General features: G+C 70.8%; 22 protein-coding genes. 15 read left to right on the top strand and 7 right to left on the bottom strand.

What is annotated here, in order from left to right; genetic code table 11:
* The first annotated feature begins 119 nt into the window (after window positions 1-119).
* Together ACZ3TS_RS34635 and ACZ3TS_RS34630 are read left to right on the top strand one after the other, a co-directional pair.
* Entirely contained in the window at window positions 120-674 is a 555-nt protein-coding gene (locus ACZ3TS_RS34635; RefSeq protein ID WP_467625767.1) for a TerD family protein, read from the top strand.
* A gap of 95 nt (window positions 675-769) precedes the next feature.
* A complete protein-coding gene (locus tag ACZ3TS_RS34630; protein WP_467625766.1) occupies window positions 770-1363 on the top strand; it encodes an Rv1733c family protein in 594 nt (197 codons plus the stop codon).
* A 113-nt stretch (window positions 1364-1476) separates the two neighbouring features.
* Here ACZ3TS_RS34630 and ACZ3TS_RS34625 read toward each other — a convergent pair whose 3' ends face one another.
* Both ACZ3TS_RS34625 and ACZ3TS_RS34620 read right to left on the bottom strand, forming a co-directional pair.
* Window positions 1477-1914, bottom strand: coding sequence for a glutaredoxin domain-containing protein (locus ACZ3TS_RS34625; protein ID WP_467625764.1), 438 nt, complete (start codon window positions 1912-1914; stop codon window positions 1477-1479).
* A gap of 11 nt (window positions 1915-1925) precedes the next feature.
* Complete coding sequence (locus tag ACZ3TS_RS34620; protein ID WP_467625763.1) at window positions 1926-2180, bottom strand: hypothetical protein; 255 nt, start codon at window positions 2178-2180, stop codon at window positions 1926-1928.
* Between the two features lie 125 nt (window positions 2181-2305).
* Between ACZ3TS_RS34620 and panD the strand changes: the two genes are divergently transcribed.
* Window positions 2306-2725, top strand: a complete 420-nt coding sequence (gene panD, locus ACZ3TS_RS34615; protein WP_467625762.1) for an aspartate 1-decarboxylase — start codon at window positions 2306-2308, stop codon at window positions 2723-2725.
* A gap of 15 nt (window positions 2726-2740) precedes the next feature.
* On the top strand, window positions 2741-3403 hold the full coding sequence (locus tag ACZ3TS_RS34610) for an aspartate/glutamate racemase family protein (RefSeq protein ID WP_467625760.1): 663 nt from the start codon (window positions 2741-2743) through the stop codon (window positions 3401-3403).
* 768 nt (window positions 3404-4171) lie between these two features.
* On the opposite strand, the gene gndA is transcribed toward ACZ3TS_RS34610, so the two are convergent.
* On the bottom strand, window positions 4172-5611 hold the full coding sequence (gene gndA, locus ACZ3TS_RS34605) for an NADP-dependent phosphogluconate dehydrogenase (protein ID WP_467625759.1): 1440 nt from the start codon (window positions 5609-5611) through the stop codon (window positions 4172-4174).
* Window positions 5612-5927: 316 nt separating this feature from the next.
* On the opposite strand from gndA, the gene ACZ3TS_RS34600 reads away from it, so the two are divergent.
* A complete protein-coding gene (locus ACZ3TS_RS34600) occupies window positions 5928-7061 on the top strand; it encodes a transglycosylase family protein (protein WP_467625758.1) in 1134 nt (377 codons plus the stop codon).
* 334 nt (window positions 7062-7395) lie between these two features.
* Here ACZ3TS_RS34600 and ACZ3TS_RS34595 read toward each other — a convergent pair whose 3' ends face one another.
* Window positions 7396-8505, bottom strand: a complete 1110-nt coding sequence (locus tag ACZ3TS_RS34595; RefSeq protein WP_467625756.1) for a DMT family transporter — start codon at window positions 8503-8505, stop codon at window positions 7396-7398.
* Between the two features lie 210 nt (window positions 8506-8715).
* Between ACZ3TS_RS34595 and ACZ3TS_RS34590 the strand changes: the two genes are divergently transcribed.
* The 7 genes from ACZ3TS_RS34590 to ACZ3TS_RS34560 all read left to right on the top strand — a co-directional run bounded on the left by ACZ3TS_RS34590 (window position 8716) and on the right by ACZ3TS_RS34560 (window position 18457).
* Window positions 8716-9453, top strand: coding sequence for a (2Fe-2S)-binding protein (locus ACZ3TS_RS34590; protein ID WP_467625755.1), 738 nt, complete (start codon window positions 8716-8718; stop codon window positions 9451-9453).
* A 75-nt stretch (window positions 9454-9528) separates the two neighbouring features.
* The gene (gene glgA / locus ACZ3TS_RS34585) at window positions 9529-10680 is read left to right on the top strand and encodes a glycogen synthase (RefSeq protein ID WP_467625753.1); all 1152 of its coding nucleotides are present in this window, start codon (window positions 9529-9531) and stop codon (window positions 10678-10680) included.
* Window positions 10681-10725: 45 nt separating this feature from the next.
* Complete coding sequence (glgC, locus tag ACZ3TS_RS34580) at window positions 10726-11946, top strand: glucose-1-phosphate adenylyltransferase (protein ID WP_467625752.1); 1221 nt, start codon at window positions 10726-10728, stop codon at window positions 11944-11946.
* 587 nt (window positions 11947-12533) lie between these two features.
* Window positions 12534-14864, top strand: a complete 2331-nt coding sequence (locus tag ACZ3TS_RS34575; RefSeq protein ID WP_467625750.1) for a GH92 family glycosyl hydrolase — start codon at window positions 12534-12536, stop codon at window positions 14862-14864.
* A gap of 145 nt (window positions 14865-15009) precedes the next feature.
* Entirely contained in the window at window positions 15010-16371 is a 1362-nt protein-coding gene (locus ACZ3TS_RS34570; RefSeq protein ID WP_467625749.1) for a wax ester/triacylglycerol synthase family O-acyltransferase, read from the top strand.
* Window positions 16372-16627: 256 nt separating this feature from the next.
* Entirely contained in the window at window positions 16628-18118 is a 1491-nt protein-coding gene (locus tag ACZ3TS_RS34565; protein ID WP_467625747.1) for an SDR family NAD(P)-dependent oxidoreductase, read from the top strand.
* A 105-nt stretch (window positions 18119-18223) separates the two neighbouring features.
* Window positions 18224-18457 carry a hypothetical protein gene (locus tag ACZ3TS_RS34560; protein ID WP_467625746.1) on the top strand — a complete coding sequence of 78 codons (234 nt, stop codon included), beginning with the start codon at window positions 18224-18226 and terminating at the stop codon, window positions 18455-18457.
* Between the two features lie 52 nt (window positions 18458-18509).
* On the opposite strand, the gene ACZ3TS_RS34555 is transcribed toward ACZ3TS_RS34560, so the two are convergent.
* The gene (locus ACZ3TS_RS34555; protein WP_467625745.1) at window positions 18510-19331 is read right to left on the bottom strand and encodes an SDR family oxidoreductase; all 822 of its coding nucleotides are present in this window, start codon (window positions 19329-19331) and stop codon (window positions 18510-18512) included.
* Between the two features lie 230 nt (window positions 19332-19561).
* On the opposite strand from ACZ3TS_RS34555, the gene ACZ3TS_RS34550 reads away from it, so the two are divergent.
* The gene (locus tag ACZ3TS_RS34550) at window positions 19562-20266 is read left to right on the top strand and encodes a nucleotidyltransferase domain-containing protein (protein WP_467625743.1); all 705 of its coding nucleotides are present in this window, start codon (window positions 19562-19564) and stop codon (window positions 20264-20266) included.
* Here ACZ3TS_RS34550 and ACZ3TS_RS34545 read toward each other — a convergent pair.
* Window positions 20236-21489: a glycosyltransferase 87 family protein gene (locus ACZ3TS_RS34545; RefSeq protein WP_467625742.1), complete on the bottom strand. Its 1254-nt coding sequence runs from the start codon at window positions 21487-21489 to the stop codon at window positions 20236-20238. The genes ACZ3TS_RS34550 and ACZ3TS_RS34545 overlap by 31 nt on opposite strands.
* A 110-nt stretch (window positions 21490-21599) precedes the next feature.
* Entirely contained in the window at window positions 21600-22136 is a 537-nt protein-coding gene (locus tag ACZ3TS_RS34540) for an HD domain-containing protein (RefSeq protein WP_467625740.1), read from the bottom strand.
* Between the two features lie 483 nt (window positions 22137-22619).
* Between ACZ3TS_RS34540 and ACZ3TS_RS34535 the strand changes: the two genes are divergently transcribed.
* On the top strand, window positions 22620-22796 hold the full coding sequence (locus ACZ3TS_RS34535; RefSeq protein WP_467625739.1) for a hypothetical protein: 177 nt from the start codon (window positions 22620-22622) through the stop codon (window positions 22794-22796).
* A 54-nt stretch (window positions 22797-22850) separates the two neighbouring features.
* On the top strand, window positions 22851-23333 hold the full coding sequence (locus ACZ3TS_RS34530) for a GNAT family N-acetyltransferase (protein WP_467625738.1): 483 nt from the start codon (window positions 22851-22853) through the stop codon (window positions 23331-23333).
* Window positions 23334-23588: the final 255 nt, after the last annotated feature.

Below are 23588 nucleotides of genomic sequence, written 5' to 3'. Positions count from 1 at the left end.
CCCCCCGGGCGAAGTGCACGCCGAGTTCCAGGAATTGCAACTCACGGCATGAATTGCTCGGCCAGACCCTGTCCGAAAAACGCGAGGCCCCTCACTTGACCGTGCGGGAAAGTCTCGCGGTGATCCTGAGGGGAACCGGCAAGGTGAGTGGTGCGGGCAATGGCCTGGGCAAGGTCGAGGTACGGCTCAAGTGGGACCCGAGCCCTCTCGGGGAAACACCCCGGCATCTCGATATCATCGCCGCGACCTACTCGGCAGACGATCCCTACGGGCGGCCGGTCTATGTCGTGCACTACGACAGCCGGTCGCCGGACGGCACCATCAACATGACCCGGCACAGCCAGACCGGCATGGGTTTCGGGTTCGTCGAGGCGATGGTCCTGGAGTTCGACCGGCTGGCGCCCGTGTACGGGCGTGTGGTGGTCGGGGTGGCCATCCACCAGGACGGTACACCCCGCAGGTTCGGGGAGATCTCCCACGCCGGGGTGGTCGTTGTCCAGGGATACCAGCAGTTGCTGGCGGACGACTTCTCACAGGTCGCCGATGCCACGGCTGCGACGGTTGCCGAGTTCACCCGAAGTGCATCTGGGGTGTGGGGTATGCGCGAGATGATCCGGGGCTTCGAGAGTGACCCGGTGCTCTTCACCGCGGAGATGGGCAGTTCGCAGCGATAACCGCTGCCCAGGTCTTTCGATCAGCGGCCGGTTTCCTTACGGTTCCGGACAACACCACGGAAGGGCGCTGGTGCTCGTAAGGGGGGTGTCCGCTCATGGCAACGAGGTGGGGACGGCGCGGGACGCTCCGCAGGAGGCTGTGGCGGTGGCGGCGCAGTCCGCTTCGACGGACCAGTGATCTGATCGAGGCGTGGCTGCTACTCGTCGCGTGGGTCGTGGGCGTGCTGGGTGGCGCGACCGCGGGCATGGTGGCCGCGGTGGCCGCCGACCAGGGCTTCGAAGAGGACCGCTCCAGCCGCCGACAGGTCGTGGCGGTCCTCCTGGAGCGCGCCAGGGAAGCGGCTGCCACGCACGCGGACGTGCGCACCAACGCCAGCGCGACGGTCCGATGGACGACGCCAGACGGCCGGATGCGCACCGGCCGGGCCGCGGTGCCCGCGCACACTCCTGTAGGGACACGCGTGCGGCTATGGACCAGTGCCCGGGGGGACCTGGCGTCCCAGCCTCTGGGCCGATCGGACGCGGTGCTGAAGTCCTCTCTCATCGGCGCGGGCGCGGCCATGCTCGCGGGAGGCGCGGTCTGGGGTTTCGCACGAGCCGTACGCGCTCTTTGGGGACGGCACCGGATGAGACAGTGGGCGCTGGAGTGGGAGCGCGCCGACACCCAGCGGGGTGGTGCGACGGCATGATGCGCCAGCCTCGCCGAGCCCGGCCCCCGGTTCGGCCCGGTTCGGAAGGCCACATGGCGAAGAGCGGCATTGACAGATGACATGCCAGGCGAGCTGCGGTTCGGATGATCAGGTCAGGGGGCAGTGGAGAGCTGTTCGCGCACCCATGCGGGATCAGGGTTGGTGTGGGGCCGGCCTCCCACGACGACGGTCGGCACGGTCTCGTTGCCGTCGTTGGCTGCCCGTACTGCTGCTGCCCCGGCCGGGTCGCGCCAGATGTCGACCCAGTGCAACCGGTGAGCGGTGCGGCCCAGCCGCATGCGTAGCCGCAGGCAGTACGTGCAGCCCGGCCGCCAGTAGACGACCGGCCGGCCGTCGACCGCGCTGCGGCGTTGTGCCTCCACCGCACCGATCGGCCTCGGGAAGATCAGGGGGGAGTTCACGAAGGCGAGCATCACGAACACCAGCAGGAATGCCAAGGCTGAGCCGGGTTCCTTCCTGAGGGCCAGACCGGTCGCAACGGCTGAGCCGCACAGCACGAGCATCAGGGGCAGGAACCAAGCTCGCGTCATGGTGACGCAGGCTATCGCTGCGCAAGTGGCTGCTCGAACTGTTCCCGCGCCCTTGCGCGTTCAGACCAGTGATCGTCGAGCGTTTCGGAAACGAGTTGCAGATGCACGGGGTCGGTTGCGGAACTCAGTAGATGGCGCTGACTGTCGCTGACGATGAGCATGCGCGAGAACTCATGACGATGTGCTGCTTGCGCAATGGTGAGGTTGGACGGTTGCACGTCACACATCTGCCCATGCGACTGGCGCGCCGTCAGGAAAGTCAGCAACAGGTCAGTGTGAGTCCTCAAACACCCGGCGACAGCTGACCACACATGCGAAACGATGTAGCCTCCGAACATCGCCCTTGACCTGCAAAAAGCAGGCAGGGAGCAGAGAAATCGGGAGTTTCTACGTGTTTCGTACGATGTTCAAGTCCAAGATCCACCGCGCCACCGTCACCCAGGCCGACCTGCACTACGTCGGATCGGTGACGATTGACGCCGACCTCCTCGACGCCGCCGATCTGCTGCCCGGGGAGCTCGTCCACATCGTCGACGTCACCAACGGGTCCCGGCTGGAGACTTATGTCATCGCGGGGGAGCGGGGCTCCGGCGTCATCGGCATCAACGGGGCCGCGGCCCATCTCGTCCATCCCGGCGACCTGGTGATCATCATCAGCTACGCCCAGGTTACCGACGCCGAGGCGCGGACCCTGCGGCCGCGCGTCGTGCACGTGGACGGTGACAACCGGATCGTGGCCGTGGGTGCGGACCCGTCCGCGCCGGTACCGGGCTCCGAGCAGCAGCGCAGCCCGCAGGCCGTCACGGGCTGACCGGCGGATCGGGGCATGCCCGTGAGCGACGGCACGACCCGAGGCCCCCTCGCCCTGCTGCACACCTCACCCGTCCACGTTCCCGTCTTCGAGGCCTTGCGCGACCGGTCCCACCCTGGGCTCGAACTGACGCACCTCGTTGCCCAGGAGCTGCTGGACCGTGCCCGCGCGCAGGGTCCGGACGCCGTGGCCGACGACCTCCGGGAGCTTCTCGGCAAGGCCGTCGCGGCGGGTGCGCGCGCCGTGCTCTGCACTTGCTCGACGATCGGTGCGGTTTCCGAGCGTGTGCGCGTGGGTGTGCCTGTGCTGCGCGTGGACCGGCCGATGGCCGCCGCCGCGGTGGCGGCCGGCCCCCGCGTGGTCGTCATCGCCGCGCTGGAGAGCACTCTGGAGCCGACCGCCGCCCTGATCCGGGAGGAGGCGGCGGGGCGGGCGATCGAAGTGCGCACCCTGGTCGTCGAGGGCGCGTGGGACCGTTTCGAGGCGGGCGACGCCGACGGATACGTCCGCCTGGTGGCTGACGCCGCCGACACGGTCACCGGCGCCGACGTGATCGTCCTGGCTCAGGCGTCCATGGCCCCGGCGCGGTCCCTGGCCAGGACCGCCGTCCCGGTCCTGTCGAGCCCCGGCCCCGGGCTCGCGGCGGCGGCCGCAGCAGCGACTCGCGGCCGCGGATAGCCGGCCGTACCCGGCCAGTCATGCCCGCCTGCCTTGCCGCTCGGCGGCTGTCTCCTGTGGTGTGTGGCTCGTCGGTGGGCTGGCTGCCTCTGATGGTGTGTGGCTCGTCGGGTGGGCAGGTGGTCCCGGTGGAGTGCGGCCCGCCTCGTGCTCCGACCGTCCCCTGGGGCAATGACCCGCTCGCTCCCTGGTCGTCCCGGCGGGCCGTGACCCCCTTGGGCGCCCCGCCGTCCCGCGAGGGGGCGAGTGTCCGCTGGGGCCCCGGGTACCCGGGGGACAAGTCCATGGCCGATGTATCGAATGGCTGGAGGACACCATGACGCATCCGTTCCCCGATCCCGCACGGCCGGGACCGCCGCCCGGACCGGGACCGACGCCGGGACCGGGACCGACGCCGGGACCGGATCCGACCCCCGAACCGGGCCCCGCGCCGGGCCCGGAACCGGTACCGCCCGGACCTGAACCCGTGCCCCCCGGACCGTCTCCCACGCCGCCACCGGGGCCGATGCCGCCCGGACCGGGGCCCGACCGTCCGCAGCCCGGCCCCGAACCCGTGCCCGGCCCGGAGCCCCGGCCCACACCCGAGCCGCCCCCTTCCCCGATCCCCGAGCCGCCGGGACCGGACCCCGTTCCCCGGCCCGAACCGGGGCCTCCCCTGAAGTGAGGGCGGCTCCGGCGGGAAGGCGGACGTTCCTGCGGGAAACAGAAGAGGCCCGGCGCGGAGGAATGCCTCCACGCCGGGCCACCGTCATGCCGTACGCGCGACCGCTACGCCTTGACCTCGGACCGGTCCCCGCCCCACAGCGTGTGGAACGAGCCCTCGCCGTCCGTCCGCCGGTACGTGTGCGCCCCGAAGAAGTCACGCTGCCCCTGGGTGAGCGCGGCGGGCAGCCGCTCGGCGCGCAGGGCGTCGTAGTAGGCGAGCGCGGCGGAGAAACCGGGCGCCGGGACCCCCTGGCGGGTCGCGGCGACGAGGACCTCGCGCCAGTCGTCCTGCGCCGACGCGATCTCCTGGGCGAAGGTCTCGTCCGACAGCAGGCTCGGCAGGTCCGGGCGGGCGTCGTACGCGGCGCGGATGCGGTCCAGGAAGGCCGCGCGGATGATGCAGCCCCCGCGCCAGATGGAGGCGACCTTGCCGAGGTCGATGCTCCAGTCGTACTCATCGCTGCCCGCGGCGATCTCGTGGAAGCCCTGCGTGTAGGACACGATCTTCGATGCGTACAGCGCCTGCTCCACGCGGTCCGCGAAGGCCCCCGCCTCAGCCTCGCCCAGCGGCTCGGCCTTCGGCCCGGCCAGGCCCCGCGAGGCCTCGCGCAGCGCCGTGTGCCCGGACAGCGACCGGGCGAAGACGGCCTCCGCGATGCCCGACACCGGCACCCCGAGGTCGAGCGCGATCTGCACGGTCCAGCGGCCGGTGCCCTTCTGCTCGGCCTGGTCCTGGACCACGTCCACGAACGGCTTGCCCGTCGCCGCGTCCACGTGGGAGAGCACCTCTGCCGTGATCTCGATCAGGTACGAGTCCAGGCGGCCGGTGTTCCAGGTGCGGAAGATCTCCGCGATCTGCGCGGGGGAGTAGCCGGCGACGTCGCGCAGCAGCTGGTACGCCTCGCCGATCAGCTGCATGTCGGCGTACTCGATGCCGTTGTGGACCATCTTCACGAAGTGGCCGGCACCATCGGCCCCGACGTGCGTCACGCATGGCGCGCCGTCCTTCGCCTTCGCGGAGATCTTCTCCAGCATCGGGCCGAGGGTTTCGTACGACTCCTTCGAGCCGCCCGGCATGATGCTCGGCCCGTGCAGCGCGCCCTCCTCGCCGCCCGAGACGCCGGTGCCGACGAAGTGGATGCCCTGCTCGCGCAGCTCCTTCTCCCGGCGGCGGGTGTCCGCGAAGTGCGCGTTGCCGCCGTCGATGATCATATCGCCGGGCTCCAGGAGCGGGGCGAACTCCTCGATCACCGCGTCGGTCGGCGCACCCGCCTTCACCATGATCATCAGGCGCCGGGGCCGCTCCAGCGCCGCCACGAACTCCTCCGGAGTCTCGGTCGGGGCGAAGTCGCCCTCATGTCCGAATTCCTTCACGAGGTCGTGCGTCCGTGACGCGGTCCGGTTGTGCAGGGCGACCGTATAGCCGTTGCGGGCGAAGTTGCGGGCGAGGTTGCGGCCCATGACCGCGAGACCCGTGACGCCGATCTGGGCTGAAGTTGTCATGACGGTTGGCTCCTAAAGGTCCTGGAATCGGCGGTGCCGGTTCGGTCCTGCAGACATCCTCAAGGGGTGGTGCCGGTCGTGCTCGTCAGTATCGCCCGGTGACCATCCTGACGTGCCGGTACGGCCACCGCACATCCGCGTGTCCCGGTGAGGGGTACGCATACCGCTTCCGCCCGACTCAGCCGCCCGCGCCTGCCGGGGCAAGAAAGGGCGATCACTGGTCAGTTGGCGCGTCGGAGCGGCCGATTGCCGTCTTGTCATGGCCTGTTCGCAGCCCTTAGTTTTGCCCCTCCTGACGCATGTCGAGGGGGTCTCCATGGCCGTACGCGGCCGGCACCGCCGGTATCAGCCGACAAGGATCAACCGGGCCTCGCTCACCGTCACGGCGGGCGGCGCCGGCATCGCGATCCCGCTCATCGGCACCGGCCTCGCGCACGCGGCCGACGTGGACACCTGGAACAAGGTCGCCGCCTGCGAGGCGAGCGACAACTGGAGCATCAACACGGGCAACGGCTACTACGGCGGTCTGCAGTTCACCCAGTCCACGTGGGAGGCCTACGGGGGCACGGCGTACGCCCGGCGGGCGGATCTCGCCACCAGGGACCAGCAGATCGCCGTGGCCGAGAAGGTCCTCAAGGGCCAGGGCCCCGGCGCCTGGCCGGTCTGCTCCGTCCGGGCCGGTCTCGACCGCGGCGGCGCCACCCCCGGCCTCGACACCTCCGGCACGACGACGCGCAGCGCCAAGCGTTCCGTCCGCGACGTGAAACCGCAGACCACGCCGCAGTCGCAGGCGGGCACCGCCGAGATGTACACGGTGGTGCGCGGCGACACGCTCTCCGGCATCGCCGACACCCACCACGTCCAGGGCGGTTGGCAGCGTTTGTACGCGGCCAACCGCGGCACCGTCGGCGCCGACCCGGACCTGATCCTGCCCGGCCAGCGGTTGAACCTGCGGGCCACGTCCCCCGCACACCGGGAGCCGGCGCCGCCGCGGCCCCACAAGTCGTCCACCGGCAAGACCACTTCCGAGCGCACCGTCACCATCCACGCCATGGCCGCCCCGGTCAACGCGGCCCTGGGGACGCCGTACCACGCCGCCGGTTCGGAATGGTCGAAGGGCTATCACACGGGCGTCGACTTCCCCGTGCCCACTGGTACCTCCGTGAAGGCGGTGGCGGCCGGGCACGTTGTCAGCGCGGGCTGGGGCGGCTCCTTCGGCTACCAGGTGGTCATCCGGCACGCCGACGGCCGCTACACGCAGTACGCCCATCTGTCCGCGATCTCCGTGAAGGACGGGCAGAGCGTGGGGGCGGGCCAACGCATCGGCCGGTCGGGCTCCACGGGCAACAGCACGGGCCCGCATCTGCACTTCGAGGTGCGGACGGGGCCCGGGTTCGGCAGTGACATCGACCCGGTCGCCTATCTCCGGGCGGGCGGCGTCAGGATCTGACGCCCACGGGGACGGCGACCCAGCCGGGACTCGGCACCCGCCACGGCGGCGGGAGCCGGTGAGGCTTCGGCGCCTGCAGGTCGACGGAATGCGGCCGGGTTCCGGTGCCTGCCGTGGTGACGTCGTCGGCGGGCCGGGATGGGGCGCCTGCCGTGGCGGTGCTGAGCGGTGCGGTCGCGACCGGGCGCCAGCCATGACGGCGGGGGTCGTCCGGTCGGGCCTCGGTGCCTGTCGTGGTGGCGTCGGCACTCGATCACGACGCGGCGCCCGCGTCCGCCATGACCGCAGCGGGTTCCCCTCGGGGCCCGGGACCGTCGCGACCACGCGGTGCCGGTCAGGATTTGACGCGCGGGTTGCGCCGGTCCACGGCAGGCACCGGCACGAACGGGCCGCCGTAGAAGGGGGCGTAGGGGCAGGACGGCTCGCCGTGGGGCGTCGGCTCCCAGGCCCCGTACGTGCCTTCCTGGACCTCCTGGACCGGTGGGGGCAGGAACACGTTCTCCGCGGCCGGTACGGGCGCCTGCGCGGGCAGCGAGGCGAGCAGCTCCAGGAGCGGCTCCGGCTCCGCGAGCGTCGTGGCCGGGACGGGCTCGACGGCCTTCGGCGCACGCTGCTCGCCGCTGATCCGCTCCGTGGTCAGCAGGATCAGGCCGCCCGAGGCCACCACACCGCAGCCGAGGGCGAGCACGGTGCCCATCGTGTCGTAGCGGAAGGTCTCCCCGAACATGGTGATGCCGACCGCGGCCGCCACCACCGGGTTCACCACCGTGAGCGTGGCGAGCGGCGCCGCGAGGCCCGCGCCCCGGTAGGACGCCTGCGACAGCAGCATGCCGGCCGTCGCGAACACGCCTATCACCGCCAGACTCGGCACATCCGCCAGGGAGACGCCACCCGACCAGTCCACCGCGACCGTCTTCGTGAACACCGACGACATGCCGAACGCGACACCGGACGCGACGGCCAACAGCACACTGCGCACCGCCGGATGACGGTGCGCCGCACGGGCCGCGACCATCAGCGCCAGCACGCCCCCGGCGGTGACCAGGGCCACCATCACACGCTGGGCGCCGCTCAGGGTCTGCGCGTCGGAGGCGCCGACCAGGGACAACAGACCCGCCAGGCCCACGGTCGCCATGACGGCGCCCCGCCAGGCGGTCGCGCCGGCCCGGCGGCCGACGAACAGGGCCGCCATCGGCAGCGCGAACACGATGGTCAGCGCGCCCAGCGGCTGGACCAGGCTCAAAGGACCGTACGCGAGCGCCGCCACGTGCAGCAGCCCGCCGAGACCGTTCAGTGCGACGGCGGCCCACCAGACCGGCCGGCGCAGTGGCGCGTACGGCTGACCCGGCGAGGACACGGCGACCCGCTCCTGCACGATCGCCCCACCCGCGTACGCAACGGCGGAAACGAGCGACAGCAGCACGGACAACGCGAGGGCGCTCATCAGCGGCTCCTCTGCGTGGGGCCGGGACGGGGGGCCCGGCGCGGCGAACGGTCGGCTTCCATGGTGAACACGATGCCGCGCGAAGCTCTTCCCGTCGTCGTACCTGAGCACGCATTGGGTCATACTGCCGATGGAGTACGATCTCGTTTCTCTCCTCCCCAAGAGGGGTGACACCGGGTGCGTCCCCCCTGGTGAGAGCACCTAGGGGCCTTGGTACTACTGACCTTCGTGGACCTCGACCCCGAACTGTCCGCGCTGGATGCCCTCGGCGGCTTTTTCGTACTACGCACCGGAGCACCGCCGCGTGGCGCGCTGCCGACCCTCGCACAGGCGTACGCGCCCGTCGCATCCGACGCCCCCTCCGATATTCACGGTGATCCGCTGACTTTCCGCGTCCGCAAGGTCGCCCGGAGTCTTCGTGCGCCCGAAATCCGGGTCGCCGCCTCCATCGCCCACCAGGGCCTGGTGGCCCGGCTCTGGTCGGTCGCCGTCGGCTGCGCCGCGCTGTACGAGCGGGTGCCCGACCTCGATCCCCGGATACTGCGCTGGGATCCGGACGGCAGCGCAGCGGACGACCTGTGGCTCAGCGAAGTACGCCCGCTGTCCGTCGAGTCGCTCGACGCGGTCGTACGCGAGGGACACCTCGTCCCGCTCGCCGCCGCCCTGAGCTCGCGCCACCGCCTCTCCGCACCGCTGCTGTGGGGCAACGCGGGGTCCGCCCTCGCGGGCAGTGTGCGCATGATCGACCACTGGGCGCGGGCGTGCGGCCGTACGGACGTGGCGGAGCGGGCCCGCGCGCTGGGCGCCGCGCTGCTCGCGCACCCCGACCTGGCCGGAACCCTCGACCCGGCCACCGGCCGGCGGCGCAGCTGCTGCCTGTACTACCGGCTGCCCGGCGGCGGACTGTGCGGCGACTGCTGCTTCGACCGACCGCCGGGCCGAGGCTGATACACGGGTGGTCTTCCGCAACCGCCGTATCTGGGTGACCATGTGGGAACCAGCCGCTGAGACAGGGGGTTCCGGGTGCGTGTGGGGCTTCTGACCCGGGAGTACCCGCCGGACGTGTACGGCGGCGCGGGCGTTCATGTCGAGTTCCTGGCACGGGAGTTGCGCTCCCTCACGGACCTGGACGTGCACTGCTGGGGCGAGGGCGGGGCGGGCGGTGTCATACGTCACCGGCCGTGGCCGGTCCTCGACACCGCGAACGACGCGCTGCGTACCTTCTCCGTGGACCTTTCCATCGCCGCCGCCCTCCAGGGGCGCGAACTGGTCCACTCGCACACCTGGTACGCCAATCTCGCCGGCCACCTGGGCAAACTGCTGTACGGCATTCCGCATGTGATGACCGCCCATTCTCTGGAGCCGCTGCGTCCCTGGAAGGCGGAGCAGCTCGGCGGCGGATACGCCCTCTCCAGCTGGGCCGAGCGCACCGCGATCGAGGCCGCGGACGCCGTGATCGCCGTCTCCGGGGCCATGCGCGACGACATCATCGGCTGCTACCCGGCGCTCGACCCCGCGCGGGTCCACGTCGTGCACAACGGCATCGACGCCTCGCTGTACCAACCCGACCACGACACCGACGTCCTCGCCCGCCTCGGCCTCGACCCGGGCCGCCCGTACGTCCTGTTCGTCGGCCGTATCACCCGCCAGAAGGGCGTGCCGCATCTGCTGCGCGCGGTGCGGCACATCGATCCCGAGGCCCAGGTCGTGCTGTGTGCGGGCGCCCCCGACACGGCCGAGATCGACCGCGAGTTCCGGGACCTGTTCGAGGAGTTGAGCAGGAGCCGCGAGGGCGTGCACTGGATCCCGAAGATGCTGCCGCGTCCGGAGGTGATCCAGCTCCTCACGCACGCCGCCGTGTTCGCCTGCCCGTCGGTGTACGAACCGCTCGGCATCGTCAACCTCGAGGCCATGGCGTGCGGTACGGCCGTGGTGGCCTCGCGCACCGGCGGTATCCCCGAGGTCGTGGACGACGGTCGCACCGGTCTGCTGGTCGACGTGGGCGACGACTTCGAGGAGCACCTCGCACGCGCTCTCGACTCCGTCCTCGCCGATCCGGTGGCGGCGAAGCGCATGGGCGAGGCCGGCCGGGAGCGCGCGGTAGGGGAGTTCGGCTGGGACACGGTGGCCCGCCGCACGGTTCGCCTGTACGAGAAAGTCCTCGAACAGGGGTAGTCAATGACCAGAGTGCAGCACAACCGGGCGTAGAGGGGCGGCGGCATGCGGCGGGGTGGACCTTCGGTGCTGGGAATCGTACTGGCTGGTGGCGAGGGGAAGCGGTTGATGCCGCTGACCGCGGACCGCGCGAAACCAGCCGTGACCTTCGGCGGTACCTACCGCCTCGTCGACTTCGTCCTCTCCAACCTCGTCAACGGCGACATCCTGCGCATCTGCGTGCTCACGCAGTACAAGTCGCACTCGCTGGACCGGCACATCACCACGACGTGGCGGATGTCCAGCCTGCTCGGCAACTACATCACGCCGGTTCCGGCGCAGCAGCGCCTCGGTCCGCGCTGGTACCTGGGCAGCGCCGACGCGATCCTGCAGTCGCTGAACCTGATCTACGACGAACGGCCCGAGTACGTGGCGGTGTTCGGCGCCGACCACGTCTACCGCATGGACCCGCGCCAGATGCTCGCCCAGCACATCGACAGCGGCGCGGGTGTGACCGTCGCGGGGATACGCGTGCCGCGCGGCGAGTCCTCGTCCTTCGGGGTGATCAGCCCCGGGTCGGACGGCCAGACCGTGGAGCGCTTCCTGGAGAAGCCCGCCGATCCGCCCGGGCTGCCGGACGACCCCGAGTGCGTCTTCGCCTCGATGGGCAACTACATCTTCACCACCAAGGCGCTGATCGAGGCGCTTCAGCGGGACGCCGAGGACCCCAACTCGGTGCATGACATGGGCGGTTCGATCCTGCCCGCCCTCACCGACCGCGGCGAGGCCCAGCTGTACGACTTCAGCGCCAACCACGTGCCCGGCGAGACCAGCCGCGACCGGGGCTACTGGCGGGACGTCGGCACACTGGACGCGTACTACGAGGCGCACATGGACCTGATCGCGGAGCGACCGGCGTTCAACCTCTTCAACCGCAGCTGGCCGATCTACACCCACTCCGGCCAGCTCTCACCGGCCCGCTTCAACGCGGGCGGCATCGCCAGCGAGTCCATCATCAGCGCCGGGTGCCTGATCCGGGGGCAGGTGACGCGGTCGGTCCTGTCACCGGGTGTCGTGGTGGACCCGGGAGCGGTCGTCCAGGGTTCGGTTCTGCACGACAACGTGCACGTCGGGCGGGGCGCGATCGTACGCGGCGCCGTCCTCGACAAGAACGTCGAGGTGCCGCCGGGCGCGACGATCGGCGTCAACCCGGAGCGGGACTCGGATCTGTACACGGTGTCGAAGGGCGGGGTGATCGCGCTGGGCAAGGGGCAGCACGTGTCGTAGCCGCCCTCAGCCGGGCCGCGAGCTTTCCGGAAGGCGCGGTAGGACCTCCGCGACGGTGGACTCGCAGGATCCGGCACGGCCACCCGAATGGCGCTCGCGGCAGGCGGGGTCCACGCCAGGGCGCCTATCGTCACCGGTAAGCACAAGCCGACCGGCCCGGAAGCGCGGGCCTGCCTCGGCGCGCCGCAAACGGCACAGGGGGGCAGAAGACGAAAGCGGGTCGTGGCCATGGCCGACGCAACCGTGCACCCTCCACCACCAGGGCGCGCGCCCGGCGCCGGCCGCGCAGAGGATCCGGGCCGTCGGATGTGCGGGCCCGGCCAGGTCGATCATCGGATCGACCAACCGGTCTGCGCCCACGCCGAAACCATCCGCTTCACGAAGACACCACGACAAGCGAGTTACGACGTCGCCCCCGGGCAAGGCTGCTGCTGATCCTCGCCGCCTCACACAACTCTTCGTGCTGTGCGTCCCACAGCGTTCTCTACGCGACGCGCCCCCGGTCAACGCCTCCGGTTCCTCAGGAAACCGACATACCGCCACCACCATGTGGGACAACGATGTCGATCCTTCGGAGGTCTTCCGAGATGAGATGGACCCGGCGCCTGCGCCTCGCCGCCGCGGGCGCAGTTGCGGCCTCGGCCCTGTTCTCCCTGCCGGCCACCCACGCCGCCCAGCCGCCGGTCGGCAGGCTCACCGACCTGGTCAACCCCTTCATCGGCACCCAGAACGAAGGCAACACCTTCCCTGGCGCCGCCGTACCCTTCGGCATGGTGCAGTTCTCGCCGGACACCGGGCACAGAACCGGCTACGACTACACCCGGCACCGGATCCGCGGTTTCTCCCTGGTCCATCTCTCCGGCGTCGGCTGCGCCATCGGAGGGGACCTGCCGGTGCTGCCGACGACCGGGGACGTCACCGAGACGGACTACGCCAAGTACGCGGCCACGTTCAGCCATGACAACGAGCAGGCGAGTCCCGGCTACTACCGGGTCGGCCTCGACAGCGGAATCCAGGCCGAACTGACGGCGACCGCGCGCACCGGCGTACAGCGCTACACGTTCCCGGCCACCGCCAAGGCCAACGTGCTGCTCAACGCTGGCCAGTCGCTGCACAAGAACGTCTCCTCCAAGGTCGAGGTCCTCGACGACCGCACCGTGCGCACCCAGATCACGGGCAGCGGCTTCTGCCGTTCCACCCGGCCCTACACGGTCTACACGGTCACCCGTTTCAACCGGCCTTTCACCGCGCACGGCACGTGGTACCAGGACTCGATCACCCCGGGTGCGGCGAAGTCGTCGGGTCCCGGGCGCAACGGCGCCTACGTCACGTTCGACACGACGAAGGACCGCACGGTGGAGGCGACCACTGCGCTGTCGTACGTCGACGCGCGCGGCGCGGATGTCAATCTCGGTGCAAGGAACGCCGGTTCGTTCGCGGAGGTACGGGAGGCCGCACGGCGAGCCTGGGAGGACCGCCTCGACGACGTCCGGGTGCGGGGCGGCAGCCCCACCCTGCACACCACCTTCTACTCGTCCCTGTACCGGTCCTTCCTGGCGCCGAACATCGGCAGCGACGCCGACGGCCGCTACAGGGGCTGGGACCAGCGGATCCACCGCGCCAAGGGGTTCACGTACTACCAGAACTGGTCCCTGTGGGACACCTACCGGACCCAGTCCCAGCTCCTGTCCCTGCTCGCGCCGCGTGAGGCGCGCGACATGGCGATCTCCGTGCTCAAGATCGACGAGGAGGGCGGCTGGCTGCCCAAGTGGGGCTACGGCACGGTCGAGACGAACATCATGAGCGGTGACCCGGTCACCCCGTACCTCACTCACGCCTACCAGCAGGGACTGCTCAAGGGGTACGAGGAACGGGCCTACCGCGCGCTGAAGAAGAACGCCGACGGCGTCCCGCCCGCCGACACCATGTACGTGGGCCGGGAGGCCAACCGGGAGTACATCGCGAACGGCTTCGCGCCCTACATCAAGGGGCGCCCTTACACCAAGCCCGGCGACTCCGACTACCACCACGGCGGGTCGGTGACACTGGAGTACGCACTGTCCGACGCGATGCTCGCCCAGATGGCACGCGGCCTGGGACATCACGCGGACGCCGCCCGCTACGCCGCCCGGTCGCGGAACTACCGCAACATCTTCGACCCCTCGACCGGCTTCTTCCGTGCCCGGGACGCCTCCGGGGCCTTCGCCGGGCCGGCCGACCCGGCCAAGAGCGTGGGGTTCCACGAGGGCACGGCCTGGCAGTACCAGTGGCTCGTGCCGCAGGACCTGCGCGGCATGGTCCGCCTCATCGGCGGCGACCGGGCGGCCAACGACCGGCTCGACGCCTTCTTCGCCTACGACCGACTGCTCCAGGACCCGGCCAGGACCGCGCGCGAGGTGTGGGTGAACGGACCGTACGCCTACTACAACGCGGACAAGTACAACCCGCAGAACGAGCCCGATCTCATCGCCCCGTACACGTACCTCTCGACCGGGCAGCCGTGGAAGACGACGGACGTCGTGCACGCGGCGCTGACCCTGTTCACGGACGGACCGACCGGCATGACCGGCAACGACGACCTCGGCACGATGTCCGCCTGGAACGTGCTCTCGTCGATCGGGATCTTCCCGGTGCAGCCCGGCTACCGCACCTGGGGACTGACCACGCCCGTCTTCGACCGGGTCGACCTGGTCCTGGACCGGGCGTACTACCCGGGCGGCTCGGTGACCATCACCGCGCCCGGCACCTCCGGCAGCGAGCGGTACATCCAGGGGGTGCGCGTCAACGGAACGGCCTACGAACGGACGTACGTCACGACCGACACGTTGCGCCGTCCGAGCACGCTGGAGTTCACGGTCGGCGCGCGGCCGTCCGGGTGGGGTACGGCGCCGGATGCGGCGCCACCTGCACTGAAGTGACCTCGTGTGTCTCATGCGTCCCGCCCCTTTCAGAGGGGCGGGACTTAATCTGCTGTTAACTGAGCGTAGCTCGATCGTACTTGACCGTAATCGCCTCTCGGGGGTTGACTTTCTTGCTCCCCCATCGTCGACGCGAGGCAAGCCATTGACTTCTGACCTGCTCGCACCACTCGACCTGGCGTTCTGGAACATCGAGTCCGCCCGGCACCCGATGCACCTCGGTGCTCTCGGCGTCTTCGCATGCAACTCGCCCACCGCCGGCGCCCACGCCGCCGATCTGCTGGCGGTCCGCGCCGCCGCGGTACCCGGGCTGCGCATGCGGATCCGCGACGTCTGGCTGCCGGACGCACACCTTCGGCGCGACCTGGCCGCTGCGCGCCTTCCGCTCGCCCTGGGCGGCGCTGCCCGCGAACCGGCACCCGACTTCGATCCGCTCGACCACGTACGGCTGCACGCCCCCACCGACGACTTCCACGCGGTCGCCGGACGGCTCATGGAGCGCCCCCTGGAGCGCGGCCGGCCGCCGTGGGAGGCGCATGTGCTCCCGGGGGAGTCCGGCACGTCCTTCGCCGTGCTGTTCAAGTTCCACCACGCGCTCGCCGACGGACTGCGGGCCCTGACGCTGGCGGCCGCGGTCATGGACCCGATGGACCTGCCACAACCCCGGCCGCGCCCCCAGGAGCCCGCCCGTGGCCTCCTGCCGGACGTGCGCAGACTCCCGGCCCTCCTGCGCGGCACGCTCGCCGACGTGGGCCGCGCCCTCGACATCGGCGCCTCTGTCGCCCTGTCCACCCTCGGGATGCGCTCGTCGTCCGCGCTCGTCTCCGAGCCCAGCGGCACCCGCCGCACCGCCGGCGTCGTCGTCGACCTCGACGATGTGCACCGGGTGCGCAAATCGGCGGGCGGCACCGTCAACGACGTCCTCATCGCGGTCGTGGCGGGTGCCCTGCGCCGCTGGCTCGACGAACGCGGCGACGGAAGCGCGGGCGTCGAGCCCCGCGCCCTGATCCCCGTCTCCAACCGCCGCCCGCGTACCGCCCACCCCCAGGGCAATCGGCTCTCCGGTTATCTGATACGGCTCCCGGTGGGCGACCCGGACCCGCTGGAGCGGCTGCGGACGGTACGTACGGCCATGGATCGCAACAAGGACGCCGGGCCCAATCGGGGCGCGGGTGCCGTCGCGCTGCTGGCCGACCATGTGCCGGCGCTGGGCCACCGGCTGGGCGGGCCGCTGGTCAGCCAGGCCGCCCGGCTCTGGTTCGACATCCTGGTCACCAGCGTGCCGCTGCCCAGCCTGGGCCTGAAGCTGGGCGGCAACCCGCTCACCGAGGTCTATCCGCTCGCCCCGCTGGCCCGCGGCCAGTCCCTGGCGGTGGCGATCTCGACCTACCGCGGCCGCGTCCACTACGGGCTCGTCGCCGACGCCCGGGCGGTGCCGGACCTGGAGCGGCTGGCGCGTGCGGTGCCGGACGAGGTGGAGACGCTGCTGGCGGCGTGCCGCATCTGAGCGGCTCGCCATGGGCGAGCCAGGGCGGCCGTGAAGGCGCACGGCCGCTCTCGGAGGCCGCTGCGGCGGCGGCCACGCCTCCTCGCGCGCTGCCGCAAGCCGTGCCGTAGGCCGCTCGGACGGGCCGTCGGCCGGTCGCTCCCCGAGCCGCTGATCATCGCGGGTTTGGAGACCCGGCCCGGCGCTCCGTAAAATTCCCCGTTCGAAAGCGAGCGCGGTCGGAGCGCTGCGCGGGTGAGCGAGGAACGGCAGCGCGATGACGGTGACAGAGGACGGCCTGGCGGGCGGCGGCTCGGCGGCCAGGGACGAGATGTCGTACGGGCCCGGCATCGACCCGGACCGCCTGGCCGTCTGCCTCAGCGTGCTCGAGGAGCTCGACAAGCTGGACGTCGACCACCCCGACGCGGTCCGGGTGCGCCGCGCCACCTCGCACATCTACCGGACGGTCAAGCAGCGCCGCCGCCAGGAGCGCCGGGCCGCCAAGACCGCCCACGACAAGTCGGTCACCGAGTCCACGGCGACCGGCTCGGCGCAGCGCATCGACGACGAGACCGAGGGCATCCTGCCGTCGTCGGCCACCGAGGCAGGCCAGATCGCAGGGATACTCCAGCGCCCGCGCTCCTGCTACGTCTGCAAGAGCCGCTATGTCGAGGTCGACTACTTCTACCACCAGCTGTGCCCGAAGTGCGCCGGCGAGAACCGGGCCCGCCGCGACGCCCGCGCCGACCTCGACGGAAAACGTGCCCTGCTCACCGGCGGGCGCGCCAAGATCGGCATGTACATCGCGCTGCGCCTGCTCCGGGACGGCGCCCACACCACGATCACCACGCGCTTCCCGAACGACGCGATCCGCCGCTTCAAGGCCCAGCCCGACAGCGACGAGTGGATCCACCGGTTGAAGATCGTCGGCATCGACCTGCGCGACCCGGCCCAGGTGGTGGCCCTCGCCGACTCGGTGGCCGCCGAAGGCCCGCTGGACATCCTGATCAACAACGCGGCACAGACCGTGCGCCGCTCGCCGCAGGCCTACAGCGAACTGGTGACCGCCGAGTCCGCGCCGCTCCCGGCGGGCGCACTGCCGTCCGCCGAGGTCATCGGCTCCTTCGGCTCCGGTGCCGTGGCCGCGCTGCCCGTGGCCGGCGGCGGTGCGCTGACCGCCCAGGACATCACCGGCCTTGCTCTGGTCTCCGGATCGGCCTCCCTGGAGCGCATCGCAGCCGGTACGGCGATCGACGCCGGCGGACTCGTCCCCGACCTGCACGACACCAACAGCTGGATCCAGGCGGTGGAGGAAGTCACGCCCGTCGAACTGCTCGAGGTGCAGCTGTGCAACTCGACGGCTCCCTTCATCCTCATCAGCCGCCTGCGGGCCGCGCTGGCCGCCTCCCCGGCCCGGCGCACGTACATCGTGAACGTCTCGGCGATGGAAGGCGTCTTCAACCGCGGCTACAAGGGCGCCGGTCACCCGCACACCAACATGGCCAAGGCCGCCCTGAACATGCTCACCCGCACCAGCGCCGACGAGATGTTCGAGAAGGACCGCATCCTGATGACCGCCGTCGACACCGGCTGGATCACCGACGAGCGCCCGCACCCGGACAAGATGCGCCTGGCGGACGCGGGCTTCCACGCCCCGCTGGACCTCGTGGACGGAGCGGCCCGGGTATACGATCCGATTGTGCGCGGCGAGCAGGGCGAGGACCTGTACGGCGTCTTCCTGAAGGACTACGCGCCCGGAAAGTGGTGAGCCGGGAAGCGGTCCGGAGAGCGGCGACGTGCCACCCTTGACGCGTGGCCTGGCGCCGGCCGGGAACTCGGGCTCTCGTGAGCACCGCGCAAGGAGTGAGTTCTCATGGCCATTCCACACGAGATCGATCCACGCGCCAGCGGCGATCCCCGCAACGTCTATCCGAGTGACGAGCAGTTCTACAAGTCCGACCGTCCGTCGAACCCCGTCCTGCCGGAAGACCGGCCGCGCGGCGGTAGTCTCGCGGAACCGCTGAAGCACCGGGGACCCTGGGCCACCGCCGGCCTGATCGCCTGCATCGTCCTGTTGATCCTCGTCGGGATCGCGCTGTTCCCGTGAGCGATCGCACCGAGAAGGAGGCATCGTCACGAGCGAAGTGATGCCCGTGATGTCACATGTGACGTGGCGCGTTTGATCGCAGCCGATGATGAATGGCGTACGTCCCGGAACTCGAGGACTCCGGGACGTACGCCGCCCTGACCCGCGTCCCGCCGTCGACCAGCAGGTCGGCGCCGGTGACCCAGTCGGCCGCGTCCGACGCGAGCCACAGCACGGCCCGCGCGATGTCCTCGGGTTCGCCGATGCGGCCGAGTGGCAGTCCCGCGGCGATGGTGTCCTCGCCGCCCTCCCAGACGAAGCGGGCCATTTCCGTGCGGATGAGGCCCGGGGAGACGGAGTTGACCCGCACCTTCGGCGCAAGTTCGCCCGCGAGTTGCCGCGTGAGGTGGAGCAACGCCGCCTTGCTGGTCCCGTAGGCACCCACGTTCGGTCCGGTATGTCCGGCCCCCTCGGTGCAGATGTTGACCACGGTGCCGCCGTGCTCGCTCATCCAGGCCCGCCAGACGCACTGGACGAGGCGCAGTGGCGCTTCGACGTTGACGGTGAAGGCCTCGCGCCAGCGGTCGGGATCGGCTTCCAGCAGGGGGCCGTAGGGCTGGTTGGTCGCGGCGTTGTTGACGAGGACGTCGATCCGTCCGAACGTGCGCAGAGCGAGTTCGGTTACCTCCCGCAGATGGGCCGGATCGGCGACGCTGCCCGCGAGTCCCACAGCGCCGAGCTCCTGCGCGGCCTCTCGCACCGAGTCGGGATCACGCGCCGTGAGGCAGACTCGGGCGCCGGCCCGCGCCAGTGCCTCCGCCACGGCTCTCCCGATCCCGCGCGAGCCACCGGTGACGATGGCGACCCTGCCCTCGAGCCCGTACGGCGACGTCATGCGCGTACCGTCTCATGACGGTCCGTCAGGCAACAGACTCGGGTCAAAGACGGCGCTCGAGGGGCAGGCCAGGTTATCGGCGGCGTACAACAGTGCGAAAAATCGTTCGCCGTGCCGGCGTGTGGGTGCTTAGCCTGCCGCGCATGGGCCGGCTTCCCGCTGAATCCGTCCGTGAACAGCCGGCGCGCAGCCGTCCCCGGCATCGTTCGACCCGAGGAAGGCGGCTGACTGTGACCGTCCCCCACATCCTGCTGTCCGGCATCGTCGGATCGACCGCCTACGGGCTCGCCCACGAGGGTTCCGATGTAGACCGGCTCGGCGTGTTCGCCGCGCCCACCGAGAAACTGCACGGTCTGCACCGGCCGAAGGAGTCCCACGTCAGCACGGCCCCCGACCGTACCCTGCACGAAGCCGCGAAGTGGTGCCGGCTCGCCCTCGGCGGCAATCCGACCGCGATGGAACTCATCTGGCTGCCATCGGAGTTGTACGAGGTACGCACCCCGCTCGGCGACGAACTGACCGGCATCCGTACGTCGTTCCTGTGCGCCCAGCGGGTCCGGGACGCCTACCTCGGCTACGCCACCCAGCAGTTCAGGCGGCTCGAGGCCCGCGGCGACGGCTCCTTCTCCGCGGACATCCGCAAACGCACCGCCAAACACGCCCGCCATCTCAAGCGGTTGTGCCACCAGGGCCTGGAACTGTACGCCACCGGACATCTCCCGATCCGCGTCGAGAACCCGCAGGAGTACCACGACTTCGGCGAGCGCGTGGCGGCGGACGCCACGGCCGCGCGGTCCCTGCTCCGGTTCTACGAGAAGTCGTTCGACGACACGCGCAGTGCGCTGCCGCAGCGGCCGGACGAGGCGGCGGTCGAGTCGTGGCTGCTCCGTGTCCGCGCCCGCTTCTACGAACCGGAAGCCGCGGGTTCCCGTTGATCCGCCGGCCTTCCGGAGGCCTCTGCGCCGCTGGTGGCCAGGGCGAGGAAGGACAGCACGGCGCATGCGGCGTAGGCCGTGCCGGGCCAGGCCAGCGGTGCGGGGTACGGCACGGGATGCGGCAGGCCGTCCTCCACGCGGATCAGCAGCGGGACCAGGCGGGTGGCCGTGGTGAGGGTCCAGGCCGCCAGCGCGACGCGGCTGAGCAGCAGGCGCCGGCCCGGTCCGTGGGCCAGCCACATCATGGAAGGCAGGCACCAGACCCAGTGATGGCTCCACGAGATGGGGGACACGAGCAGTCCGTACAGCTCGGCGGTGACCAGGACGCCGAGAAGGTCCCGTCGCCGCACGGCGTTCCCCAGGGCGCACGCCGCCAGAACGGTGACCAGCACGAGGGCCGTCCCCCACGCCGCCGAGGCGAGGGCGTCGTGGCCGAGGAGTCTGCTGAGCGCGCCGCGCAGGGACTGGTTGCGCACGGACCACGACGGGCCGATGCGCTGAGTGTCCGTCACCAGGGTGAACCAGTAACGCTCCGACTCCCGCGGGGCGATCGCCCAGGCCAGCGCCGTGGCGCCGCCCACGGCGGTGAGCGCCCATGCCGCCGCCCGCCATTGCCGGGTCGCCAGCAGGTACAGGAGGCCGAAGGCCGGCGTCAGTTTCACGGCGGCCGCCAGACCGAGGGCCGTTCCCCGGACCGCCGCCGTCCGCGGCACCGCCAGTGCTGCCAGGACCAGGGCGGCAAGGAGCAGGTTGACCTGACCCTGGTCCAGGGTGTGGCGCACGGGCTCCAGCCACAGCCCGGCCGCCGTCCACAGCATGACGCGGGACTTCGCCGGGTGGCCACGAGGGTTGGGCAGGAGCCGCTCGGCGCAGTGGCAGATCACCGCCAGCGCCGCCACGGAGGTTGCCTGCCACAGGGCCAGCACGGCCGTCCAGGGCAGCTGGGACAGTGGCAGGAACACCAGGGCCGCGAACGGTGGATAGGTGAACGGCAACTCGGGAATCGGCGGGTGGGTGTGCAGCCGGTAGCCGTACAGGCCGCCGGAGAGCACCAGGGGCGATGCCTCGCGGTAGACCCGCAGATCCAACGGCTCGGGGGAGAAGAGGACGGCGGCCAGGAGATGAAGGGCCAGGGACGCGGCCAGGCACCACCCGGCGTGGCCGGTCGTCCACCTGCCGATCCCGCGGCCATGTGCCTCAGCGATTCCGTGTCGGCGGCGCACTTCGCACAGTGTGAACGGCCGGATGATCCACCGAGCCCATTACTCCGGCAGCAGCATGTCGCGCTCCGCCGAACACACCGGGAGGAGGGCGTGGGCGGCAGGCGGGCTTCTCAGTCCACGGCTCCCAACCGGGGCTGCCGGGCCGCGACGAGCTCCAGCACCGTCCGCCAGTCCTCCAGCACCCCGGCGTCCAGACCGGCCACCTTGGCCGCCTCGTCCGCCTGACGCAGAGTGACCGCGTCGTCGGCCAGCGGGTCGCGTTCGAATGCCGCCGCCTCCGCGGGTGTCATCGGACCGTCGTGCCAGGCCGCCGCGCGCCCCGGTGAAACCCCGGCCAGATAACGCTTCGCGGCCCCGTGCAGGCGTACGAGACGGGAGACCCGTTCGCCCAGCAGCGGCCGCACCGCGTCGGCCGCGTGGTCGGCGTGCCCCGCGTCGTCGCCGGGCCGGAGCAGGTGGCCGATGTCGTGCACCAGGCCGGCCACCTGGAGTTCCTTGTCCGCGGGACGACTTCGGCGCAGCAGGGCGGCGGTCTGCAGCGCGTGGTCGTGCAGATCGACCGGGGCGCCGCTGCCACGGGGGGTGTTCCGCGCGCCCCGGCAGGCGTGCAGCAGATCCATCAGCTCCTCGACGCTGCGCAGCTCCATGCGTCAGTCCTCCCGCGAGAAAAGCCGTTGCCGACCGTCAGCAGATCATGGCGACCTTGCGACTCAGCCAACGGGACTTGAACTGAGCACGGTGTGCTCAGCTCCGCACACCTGCGGTACCGGTGAGCAGTTCGACCATTGCGCCGAATGGGTGGCCGTGAAACGGGGCGATTGCCATCAAAGCGGTTGAGAACAAGGCCGAATGGGTGCCTGATGACTCAAGACAGTTACCTGGTTGTTTCAGCCCCATCGAGCGGGCGTCCGCTCATTTGGTTAATCTGGATGGTACGGACAGCCTTTGGGGTCCCACCCACACCCATGGTCCGTCCCGGGACAGCCCGGTACCACGGTCTGCTCTCGTACGCATTGCCGGCGCCACCGCGTCCGAACAGATTTCGACTCAGACCCGAGCGGACGCCGAGGGCACAGCGGCAGACTGGGCCGGTACGTCCCTAGGGTTACCCGACACATAAGGAGTGCGCGGTGACACCGGAGAAGACGAATCACGATCAGCGCCCCAAGGAACGCGGGGAGCGCGCGGGCCGACGGACGGAGAAGAAGCTCGGCAGCCTGGACGTGTGGGCCCGCTCCGCCCCCATCCGGCTGGCCGGCTATGAGGACGACCTTGCCGAACCCCACATCCTGCCGAGTGTCGACTGACCCCGCGGGGCCCGTCGTGATCGCTGACGGCATGGGCGTGCCAGACTCGCGCCCATGCTGATCAGAGAAGCCGCGGCCGACGACTGGCCGCGCATCTGGCCTTTCTGGCACCGGATCGTCGCCGCCGGCGAGACCTACACCTGGGACCCGGACACCACCGAGGCGGCGGCCCGCGCCCTGTGGATGGCGCCCGCCAAACACGTGTACGTCGCCGAGAACGACACCGGGGCCATCGTGGGCTCCGCCTACGTCACGCCCAACTACGCAGGTCCCGCCGCCCGCATCGCCAACGCGGGTTTCATGGTCGACCCGGATCACGCGGGACTGGGCATCGGGCGTGCCCTGGCCGAACACATCCTGGCCGCGGCCAAGGCCGATGGCTACCGCGGCATGGTCTTCAACGCGGTCGTCGAGACCAACCCCGCGGTGCAGCTGTGGACGGCCCTGGGTTTCACCATCCTGGGTACGGTCCCGGACGCGTACGAACACCCCAGGTTCGGCAGGGTGGGGCTGCACATCATGTACCGGGCGCTCTGAGGGCGTACCGCTCCCCGGCTGGACCGCCACCGGGCCACGGAGAGGTCACGTAGCGCGCGAGCGGACTGCTCACGGACCGTAAGCCTGTCGTGACGGGAGGCGAGTCCGATCGCGGATGTGCCGTTGCTCTTGCCCAGGCCCGTGAGGGACGTCCTGTTCACCCATCTGGCGGAAGAGGCCTGTGAGACATGTGAGACCACGCGTCCGGTCGAGGACGCGGACCGAAAGGCGCCAGCCGTCGCACGCGAGCGACTC

Source organism: Streptomyces sp. NPDC022910 (genome assembly GCF_055561075.1).
The sequence above is the reverse complement of the archived record's forward strand: the minus strand, read 5'-3'. Positions and strand labels throughout refer to the sequence as shown.